The following is an 8904-nucleotide window of genomic DNA, read 5'->3' as shown; positions in this document are numbered from 1 at the left end:
CGGGGCGAGGTCCCGCAGTGAAGGAGGGGACCCCGGCGATCGACGGACGTGTCGCGGCGGTGCCCCGAGATCAGCGCCCGGTCACCGTCCGAGACGCCCGATCACCGTCTCAGCGGGCTGTAGAAGACCAACCCGTTGCCCTTGTTGTCGTAGACCACGGCGCGGCGCTCGTGCGCGTCGTCGTACGGGCCCTGCACGATGCCGCCGCCGGCTTCTTCGATGGCCTTCGCGGCGGCATCGACGTCGGCGGTCTTGATGCCGACGACCACCTGGCCGTGGATCGGATGATCGACTGCGGTCGCGAGCGCGAGGGTGACCCCACCTCCGTCGAGGGCAGCGAAATGGGCGCCGTCCCGGAACTTCAACGCCATGCCCAGGGTCTCGTTGTAGAACCTGATGGACTCGTCGAGATCGTCGGTCGACAGCACGATCATCTTCACTTCATGGCTGCTCACGGATGCCTCCTTCGGCGAATGTCCGGAAAGCCTAACGTGATCGACACCGTGACATCGAGGGTCGATCGTCCCGTCGAACACCGGTCGACATACCCGACTGATTTACGTCACTGTGACGAATTAGTCCCGGGAGAACCCCCGGGCGAGGGGAGAGGATGGAGCCCGCATTGCGGACCCGGTCGACCGGCCCGCGCGACGCCGACCCGGTCGGGCGATTCCGAAGCGTGCCGCCCACGGTCGCGGACGGGTCACCGGACCACCGCGGGTCGAACTTCGGCACGCTGGAGCACGAGCGGTCGGACACGGGCCCGACCCGGTAATCGTCACCGTGACGAATTAGGTCCCGTCTGGGCCGGGGCCGTGGAGGGGCGAGGCGGGTAACGCCGGAGCGTGAGCGAGGCTGCGTGGAGATCCGTGGAAGGCAGCCGGCGTCCGGTCCCGTCGGGTGCCCGCAGCCGCACGATCCGGCGGCGAACGCCGGCAGGAACGCCGGGCGGCGCGAGCGCCGCGGTTGCGGAAGCCGAGCGCCCGCAGTGCGGACACGGGTCGCCGGAAGCTTCGACACCCGAGCGGGCCGCGCAGACAAACGGCTGGTCAACCCCGCATCCCGAATTGCCGATAATGCACATTATGTCAAGTAGTGTGCCGGAAGCCTCCCCGCGGGAAGGTGGACCCCGGGTGCTCGAACCGATGCAGGCGCTCGAACCGGTGGATGTGCTCGAACCGGGCGCGCACCGGAGTGCCCCCGGCGGACGCGTCCGGCCTCGCCGCACCGTCGGCCGGCGGCGCGGCGTCCGGCCGGTCGCCCGCGTCGTCTCGTCGATCGACCGGATCGCCGCTTCGCACCGGCGGTCGTCCGGCGTGTCGGTCGGCACCGCGCGACCCGTCGGCGCCCGTCCTGCGTGGGCCGGACGAGGCCCTCTCCCCGTCGAGCACTCCCGTGCGGACCCAATCACCTATTGCTGATAACAATACTGATGGATAATCACCGTTATCCATCACACGCCCACGGCGCGCGAGCATGCGCGCATTCCCGGCACGACGCCGCCGCCAACGCCGGGCCTCAGCACGCCCCGATTCGTTCCCCGCCCCCGGCCCCCGGACCGCCGCGCCCACGCCGCCCGCGATGTCCCGGCGGGGGCCGTCGCACACCACCACCACCACCTCCCCCTCGACGGGTGGATCGGCGACGTCGCCGGCCCGCTCCCCTCGTCGTACAGTCGGTTCGACGAACGGCAGGTCCGTGGGGCCGGCCCCGGATTCGGGAGGAACGGCGATGCCGCCGAACGTGTGGTTGACCCCGGGCGAGCTGTCGTCCCGGTCGGGGGTGGCGGTGTCCGCGCTGCACTACTACGAGGCCCGCGGCCTGATCGAGAGCAGACGCACCTCGGGGAACCGGCGCACCTACCGGCGCGACACGCTCCGTCGCCTGGCCTTCATCCGGGTCGCGCAGGGCGTGGGGGTCTCCCTCGACGAGATCCGGGAGGCGCTCGATTCGCTGCCGGACAGCCGGGTGCCCACCGCGGCGGACTGGGCGCGGTTGTCGCGGCAGTGGCACGACCGGCTCACCGAGCGGATCGAGGCCCTCACCGCCCTGCGGGACAGTTTCACCGAGTGCATCGGGTGCGGTTGCCTGAGCCTGGCGTCGTGCCCGTTGGCCAACCCCGGCGATGTGCTGGGCGCCCGGGGCCCGGGACCCCAGCGCCTGGGCGGGGCCGGGTCACACCGGTAGGCCGTGGCCGCCCGCCGGGTCGCACCGTTCCCGTCGGCCCCGGATGTCACACTGGTATCGCACAGGTGTACGACCGGGATGCGGGGAGGGTCATGACGGGCCGGGTGGATCCGGGGTTGCTGGACTGGGTGGCCGCGTACCTCGAGACGCTGCAGACGGCGAAGCGGTCCGCGCACACGATCAAGGCGTACCGGCTGGATCTGCAGGCGGTGTGCGGGGAACTCGCCGTCCGCCTCTCGGTCGCCCCGGACGAGCTGTGCGTGCAGGACATCACGATCCGGGCGATGCGCTCGGCGTTCGCCGCCTTCGCGCGGGAGCGGCAGCCGGCGTCGGTGCGGCGGGCCTGGTCGGTGTGGAACAGTTTCTGCAACTTCCTGGTCTCCGAAGGCGTGTCGGAGGGCAACCCGATGGCGTCGATCGCCCAGCCGAAGCGCCCCCAGCACACCCCGAAGTCGTTCACGCCCAAGGCGATCGGGCAACTCGTGGACACCCTCACCGTCGAGGCGCAGCGCCCGGCCGCCTCGGGCCGGGAGTGGCCGCAGCGCGACCTGGCGCTGATCGCGACCTTGCTGCTGACCGGTATCCGTTCGGAGGAGCTGATCCGCCTCGACCTCGGCAGCGTGCTCGGCGGCACCCGTGCCCCCGTGCTGCGAGTGATGGGCAAGGGCACCGTGGAGCGGCAGATCCCGCTCGAGCAGAGCTGGACCGCGATCGTCTCGGCGTATCTCGAGGAGCGCTACACCCGGTTCCCGCCGACGCATCGGCCCCGGCGCGGCGACGACGAGACACTCGCGGTGTGGGAGCGCTATCCCCCGGCCGATCCGCTGTTCGTCGGCGCCGACGGCCGGCGTATCACGCGCGGCACCCTGCAGTACCGGGTGCGGCGGATGTACCGGATGGCGGGCATCGAGAGCGAGCGCAAGCGCGGCGCCCTCGCCCACGCGCTGCGGCACACCTTCGCCACCAGCCTGGCCGACGGCGGGGCGACGATGGTGGAGCTGCAGCAGTTGCTCGGCCACCGGTCACTGCAGACCGTGCAGATCTACACCTCGGCGACGGACGACGCGGTCCGGCACGCCGCCCGGCACAACCCGGTCTACGGGCTGCTGGACCGGCGCGAGTGACGTCGGGGCGGCGCGGTCACGGGACGCGTAAGCCTGTGGCGAGTGGGTATAGCTGACAGACTGGGGGCGGCGCGGGAGCCCCGCTGCTCCTCCGCCACCGATTGCCCGGTCGACCCGAGACATCGAGGAGCACGGAATGAGCATCCAGTCGGTTGAGCCACGTCGTCATCATGTGGTGGTGATCGGATCCGGATTCGGGGGTCTGTTCGCTACCAAGGCCCTCGCACGTGCCGACGTGGACGTCACCGTCGTCGCTCGGACCACCCATCACCTCTTCCAGCCGCTGCTGTACCAGGTGGCGACGGGCATCCTGTCGGTGGGTGACATCGCGCCGCCGACCCGGCTGGTGCTGCGCAAGCAGAAGAACGCCCAGGTACTGCTCGGCGACGTCGAGTCGATCGATCTGACGCGGCAGACCGTGACGTCCCGATTCCTCGAGCGGGAGACGGTCACGCCGTTCGACAGTCTGATCGTGGCCGCCGGGGCGGGCCAGTCGTATTTCGGCAACGACCACTTCGCCGAGTTCGCGCCCGGCATGAAGACGATCGACGACGCGCTCGAGTTGCGGGGCCGGATCCTGGGGGCGTTCGAGCAGGCGGAGCTGGCCGAGGACCCGGCCGAGCAGCGCCGGTTGCTGACGTTCGTGGTGGTCGGGGCGGGACCGACCGGGGTGGAACTCGCGGGACAGATCGCCGAGTTGTCCCATCACACGCTCCGGGGCGCGTTCCGCAACATCGATCCGGCGGCCGCCCGGGTGGTGCTGCTCGACGGGGCACCGGACGTGTTGCCGGTGTACGGGGGCAAGCTCAGCGCCAAGGCCCGCCAGACCCTCGAGAAGCTGGGGGTGGAGATCCAGCTCAACGCGATGGTCACCGACGTGGATGCGACGGGCCTGACGGTCAAGGACAAGGACGGCACCGAGCGCCGGATCGAATCGCAGTGCAAGGTGTGGTCGGCGGGCGTGTCGGCGAGTCCGCTGGGCCGCCGGCTCGCGGAGCAGTCCGGCGCCGAGATCGACCGGGCGGGCCGGGTCCTGGTGAATCCGGACCTGTCGCTGCCCGGTCATCCGAATGTGTTCGTCATCGGCGACATGATGTCGTTGGACAAGCTGCCGGGCCTGGCGCAGGTGGCGATGCAGGGCGGCAAGTACGCGGCGCGGCAGATCGTGGCGGGCCTGTCCGGTCACGATCCGGCCGAACGCAAGCCATTCAAGTATTTCGACAAGGGGTCGATGGCCACGATCAGCCGGTTCAGCGCGGTCGCGAAGGTCGGCAAGCTCGAGATCAGCGGGTTCGTCGGCTGGGTGGCCTGGCTGGGGATCCACCTGCTGTACCTGGTGGGCTTCTCGAGCAAGCTGTCGACCCTGCTGTCGTGGGCGACGACGTTCCTGACCCGGGGCCGCAACGAGATGGCCTCGACGGAGCAGCAGGTGTTTGCCCGCAACGCGATCGACCGGCTGCAGCGGCGTACCGAGGAGGCCGAGCGCGGCAGCGCCGGGCGACGCGCCGCGGGCTGAGCGGCGGGCGCCGGGGGCTCGAGGCCCGCGGCGCCGGTCAGTTGCCCAGGGCGTCGGGATCGAGGATGTTGGCCAGGCGCACCTGCCCGTGGGCGACGGTGCGGTGCTGCTCGTCGGTGATCGCGACCTGCCACAGCTGCTGGCTGCGTCCGCGCTGGATGGGGGTGGCGGTGGCGGTGAGCACCCCGTCGCGGGTGGCGCGGATGAAGTCGGTGTTGTTGTTGACGCCGACCACCTTGCCGCGGTCGCCGAGCCAGATGCTGCCGGCGAAGCTGGCGACGGATTCGACGACGGCGCAGTAGACGCCGCCGTGGACGATGCCGAACGGCTGGTGCTGGTTCGGGGTGACGGTCCAGTGGGCGCGGACCCGGTCGGGGCTCAGTTCGGTGAACTCGAGGCCGAGGACGGACCCGAAGCCGTCGTTGTGCTGGGCGGTGACGGCCGCGGGGTCGGAGAGTTGTTCCTGGGTGGGCAGATCGGTCATGTGTCACTCCGTCCGGGTCGTGCCAGCTCCCTGGCGCGGGCCCGGCGCCGGTCGCCGGGTCTGGAAGGGATGCTAGGACATCGCGGGCGGCACGCAGTGCCGGGACGAGCCGGCGGGCCTCGCGTGGTGCACGCGAGGCCCGCCGTGGGAAGGACCGGGGGTCTCTGCAGCCCTCAGGACTCCGGCGCGGTCCGGCAGTAGCAACGCCTCGTAACTATAGGTAAGCCTTGCCTAATTTAGCAAGTCCGCGGACCGGCACCCCCAGCGTCAGGAACGCATCCAGCAGAACCTGGCCGCGGCGCGCCGCGACGGTGCGGGAGGTGCCGGCCAGGGCGGGGAGCTGCGCCGCGCCCGCCACGACGGTGCGGCCGAGCAGGGACCACAGGCGCAGTTGCTCGGCGGGGGCGCACTGCGCCAGCGACGCGTGGACGGCACGCAGCGCCGTGGTGGCACGGTGGGCGGTCCACCGGGCGAGCGCCTCCTCGCACGGCAGCACGACGACCGCGTCGTCGGCGACGGCGGGATCGTCGGGTAGTACACGCAGGGTGTCGTCCGCGACCGCGGCCCAGTCGATGCCGCCGTCGCTGTCCTGGTGGATCCACAGGTTCTCGAGCCCGGGATCCCAGCAGCGCGCCTCGAGCAGATAGGGGGCGAGGACCCGGCCCGCGACGACGTGGACGAGGGCGGCCGCCACCTGGTCGACGGCGATCCGCGGGTCCGCGACGTCCTCGAGCGCGCGGGCGTACAACAGCGCGATCCGCCGGTCCCGGTCGGCGTCGGCGAGCCGCCACCAGCGTCGGCGGGGTTCGTCGTCGATGCGGGCGACGGCGTAGACGCGGGGAGCGTGCGGCATCAGCAGCCTCAGGCGGGCGTCGGTGTCCTCGAACGCGGGGATCTGCACCGCGGTGGATCTCGGTGGCAGCAGGGTTGTCATCCACACCTCCCGATCGGCGGATCGTCACAATTAGGTAAGCCTAACCATGCCATTACGTCGTGGGGGATGCAAGCCTGGAAGATAGGCTTCGGTAACCTAACCTTCGTTCGGCCGAGTACGCGTCCCCGAGGAGCCCACCGCCTGTGACCACCCTCCGCCCCCCGGAGACGCCGCCGCCCGTCGCGGACGCCCCCTCCCTCCCCCGCCGTCTCGCCGCCGAAGCCGGCGACCTGGGTCTGCTCGCCGTGCCCGCCGTCGTCGGTGTGCTGCTCGTACGCGCCCTGTCCGACGCCCACGGCGGCGGACAGACCGACCGTGTCGTCTTCGGTGGAACGGCCCTCGCCGTCACCGTCGGCCTGTGGTGGTACAACCGCGGGCACCGCGAAGGCACCACCGGACGCAGCCTCGGCAAACAGTGGACCGGACTGGTCACCCGCGACCGCGGCCACGGCGGGCCGGTCGGCGCGCGGCGCGCCCTCCTGCGCCGCGGCACCGAGGTCGTCACCGAGCGCGTCGCGGCCGCCGACGGATTCGTCCCCCTCGCCGCCGACACGAGCGTCGGCGCCGTCCGCCGTCGCCGCCTGCTCGGTCTGCTGGCCATCGCCGCGATACTGACGGTGGTGCTGCTCGCCGGGATCGCCGTCGGCGCCCGGCCGATGACCATCGCCGAGGTCGTCCACGCTCTCACCACCGACGACGGCTCCGACACCGACGTCATCGTGCACACCCTGCGGATCCCGCGCACCGTGCTCGGACTCGTGGTGGGCATCGCTCTCGGCGTCGCCGGCGCCCTCATCCAGGGTCACACCCGCAACCCCCTGGCCGACGCGGGCCTGCTCGGACTCAACGCCGGAGCAGCCTTCTTCGTGGTGCTCTCGATCTACCTGCTCGGGATGGCCACCCCCGGGCAGTACCTGTGGTTCGCCTTCGCCGGGTCGCTCACCGCCAGCGTCGTGGTCTTCGGGTTGTCCTCCCTCGGAGGCGGCCGCGCCGGACCGTTGACCCTGGCCCTGGCCGGCGCGGCCGTGGCGTTCTTCCTGCAGGCGATGACGCATGCGGTGGTGCTGCTCGACCAGACCACGCTCGACGGATACCGGTTCTGGATCGTCGGCTCGGTCGCCGGCCGCGACCTCGAGGTGTTGTGGCAGGTGCTGCCGTTCCTCGCGGCCGGACTGCTGCTGGCCGTGGTGAACACACCCGGCCTCAATGTGCTCGGCCTCGGCGAGGACGTCGCCCGGTCCCTGGGCACGAACGTCGTCGCCGCCCGCACCGTCGGCATCGTCGCCATCACCCTTCTCACCGGCGCCGCGACCGCGGCCTGCGGACCGATCGCCTTCGTCGGGCTCGTGGTCCCGCACGTCGCCCGGGCGATCACCGGACCGGACTACCGCTGGCTGCTCCCCTACGCCGGGCTGCTCGGCGGGGTGATGCTCGTCCTGGCGGACGTCGTCGGCCGGATCGTGGTCCGCCCCGGGGAGCTGCAGGTCGGCATCGTCCTCGCCCTGATGGGCGCACCGTTTTTCATCGCCCTCGTGCGCCGGCGCCGGCTGGTGGCCCTGTGACCGCCACCGCGCCGGCACGCACCGGCCCGACCCGGGCGACGGTCCCGTCCCGGCCGGCACTGCGGATCGGCACGCTCTCGCTCGTGTGGCGACCGCGCGCGGTGTTCCTGTGCCTGGCTCTGGTGGCGGCCACGTTCCTGCTGCTGTGCGTCGGGCTCGGCCGCGGCGACTATCCGCTGTCGGTGCCGCAGGTGGTCTCGGTGCTCGCCGGCGGTGGGGAGCAACTCGACCGGTTCATCGTCCTGGAGCTGCGCCTGCCGCGGGGCCTCGCGGCGGTGCTCGTCGGCGCGGCGCTCGCCGTCGCCGGCGCCCTGACCCAGACGGTGTCCCGCAATCCGCTGGCCAGCCCGGACATCCTCGGCGTCACCGCCGGTGCGAGTGCGGCCGCGGTCGCGCTCATCGTCGCCGCCGGTTCCGGGACGCTCGCCGGGGTGCTCGGCGCGCTCGGGTTGCCCCTCGCGGCGCTGTGCGGGGCCCTGTGCACCGCCGCGGCGGTGTACGTCCTGGCCTGGCGTGGCGGGGTGGAAGGCTTCCGACTGGTGCTGATCGGGATCGGCGCCAACGCGCTGTTCGTGGCGCTGACGAACTGGATGCTGGTCTCGGCCGACATCAACGACGTGTCCCAGGCGCAGGTGTGGCTCACCGGGTCGCTCAACGGCGCCGGATGGTCGCAGGTCGTGCCGACGGCGGTGGCGCTGTCCGTCCTGACCGGTTGGCTCGCCACCGCCGCCTTCACGATGGGTGCCCTGCGGCTCGGGGACGAGACGGCCCGGTCGCTCGGCGTGCGGTTGCAGACCCAGCGGGCGGTGTTGCTGCTGTCCGCCTGCGCCCTGGTCGGTGTCGCCACCGCGGCGGCCGGGCCGATCGGGTTCGTCGCGCTCGCGGCCCCGCAGATCGCGCTGCGCCTCGTGCGCTCCCCCGGTCCGCCGTTGATCGCCTCCGCCCTGACCGGAGCGGCCCTGGTCACCGGCGCCGACATCCTCGCCCGCACGGTGCTGCCCGTCGCGCTGCCCGTCGGCCTGGTCACCTCCGCCCTCGGCGGTCCGTTCCTGCTGTATCTGCTCGTGCGCTCGAACCGGAAGGTGTCGCTGTGACCA

Annotated in this window: 8 protein-coding genes; 5 read left to right on the top strand and 3 right to left on the bottom strand. The window is 71.9% G+C overall.

The genetic code is table 11. From position 1 onward, the window contains the following. Positions 1-101: 101 nt before the first annotated feature. Positions 102-455: a VOC family protein gene (locus tag RR3_RS09725; RefSeq protein WP_048773801.1), complete on the bottom strand. Its 354-nt coding sequence runs from the start codon at positions 453-455 to the stop codon at positions 102-104. Between the two features lie 1276 nt (positions 456-1731). Between RR3_RS09725 and soxR the strand changes: the two genes are divergently transcribed. The 3 genes from soxR (at position 1732) to RR3_RS09705 (ending at position 4827) form a co-directional block, all read left to right on the top strand. Continuing rightward, positions 1732-2187: a redox-sensitive transcriptional activator SoxR gene (gene soxR / locus RR3_RS09715; RefSeq protein ID WP_010596501.1), complete on the top strand. Its 456-nt coding sequence runs from the start codon at positions 1732-1734 to the stop codon at positions 2185-2187. 92 nt (positions 2188-2279) lie between these two features. Further along, entirely contained in the window at positions 2280-3311 is a 1032-nt protein-coding gene (locus tag RR3_RS09710; RefSeq protein WP_017682306.1) for a tyrosine-type recombinase/integrase, read from the top strand. A gap of 136 nt (positions 3312-3447) precedes the next feature. Continuing rightward, the gene (locus RR3_RS09705; protein WP_026138129.1) at positions 3448-4827 is read left to right on the top strand and encodes an NAD(P)/FAD-dependent oxidoreductase; all 1380 of its coding nucleotides are present in this window, start codon (positions 3448-3450) and stop codon (positions 4825-4827) included. A 37-nt stretch (positions 4828-4864) separates the two neighbouring features. Here the strand turns inward: RR3_RS09705 and RR3_RS09700 are convergent, their stop codons facing one another. Both RR3_RS09700 and RR3_RS09695 read right to left on the bottom strand, forming a co-directional pair. After that, positions 4865-5311: a PaaI family thioesterase gene (locus tag RR3_RS09700; RefSeq protein ID WP_010596504.1), complete on the bottom strand. Its 447-nt coding sequence runs from the start codon at positions 5309-5311 to the stop codon at positions 4865-4867. A 214-nt stretch (positions 5312-5525) separates the two neighbouring features. Beyond that, positions 5526-6245, bottom strand: coding sequence for a hypothetical protein (locus RR3_RS09695; protein WP_010596505.1), 720 nt, complete (start codon positions 6243-6245; stop codon positions 5526-5528). A gap of 143 nt (positions 6246-6388) precedes the next feature. On the opposite strand from RR3_RS09695, the gene RR3_RS09690 reads away from it, so the two are divergent. Both RR3_RS09690 and RR3_RS09685 read left to right on the top strand, forming a co-directional pair. Further along, positions 6389-7807, top strand: coding sequence for a FecCD family ABC transporter permease (locus RR3_RS09690; protein ID WP_010596506.1), 1419 nt, complete (start codon positions 6389-6391; stop codon positions 7805-7807). Further along, positions 7804-8901: a FecCD family ABC transporter permease gene (locus tag RR3_RS09685; protein WP_064066688.1), complete on the top strand. Its 1098-nt coding sequence runs from the start codon at positions 7804-7806 to the stop codon at positions 8899-8901. Before RR3_RS09690 ends, RR3_RS09685 begins: the two co-directional genes overlap by 4 nt. The last annotated feature ends 3 nt before the right edge of the window (positions 8902-8904 follow it).

Origin of the sequence: Rhodococcus ruber NBRC 15591 (assembly GCF_001894945.1) — a bacterium.
GTDB classification, from domain to species: Bacteria; Actinomycetota; Actinomycetes; order Mycobacteriales; family Mycobacteriaceae; genus Rhodococcus; species Rhodococcus ruber.
Note: the sequence above shows the minus strand (reverse complement) of the source record. Positions and strands in the feature narration are given on the sequence as shown.

Excerpts from the sequence above, each read along its gene's own strand:
- soxR (WP_010596501.1), top strand. The coding sequence starts at position 1,732 with ATGCCGCCGAACGTGTGGTTGACCCCGGGCGAGCTGTCGTCCCGGTCG.
- RR3_RS09710 (WP_017682306.1), top strand. The coding sequence starts at position 2,280 with ATGACGGGCCGGGTGGATCCGGGGTTGCTGGACTGGGTGGCCGCGTAC.
- RR3_RS09705 (WP_026138129.1), top strand. The coding sequence starts at position 3,448 with ATGAGCATCCAGTCGGTTGAGCCACGTCGTCATCATGTGGTGGTGATC.
- RR3_RS09700 (WP_010596504.1), bottom strand. The coding sequence starts at position 5,311 with ATGACCGATCTGCCCACCCAGGAACAACTCTCCGACCCCGCGGCCGTC.
- RR3_RS09695 (WP_010596505.1), bottom strand. The coding sequence starts at position 6,245 with ATGACAACCCTGCTGCCACCGAGATCCACCGCGGTGCAGATCCCCGCG.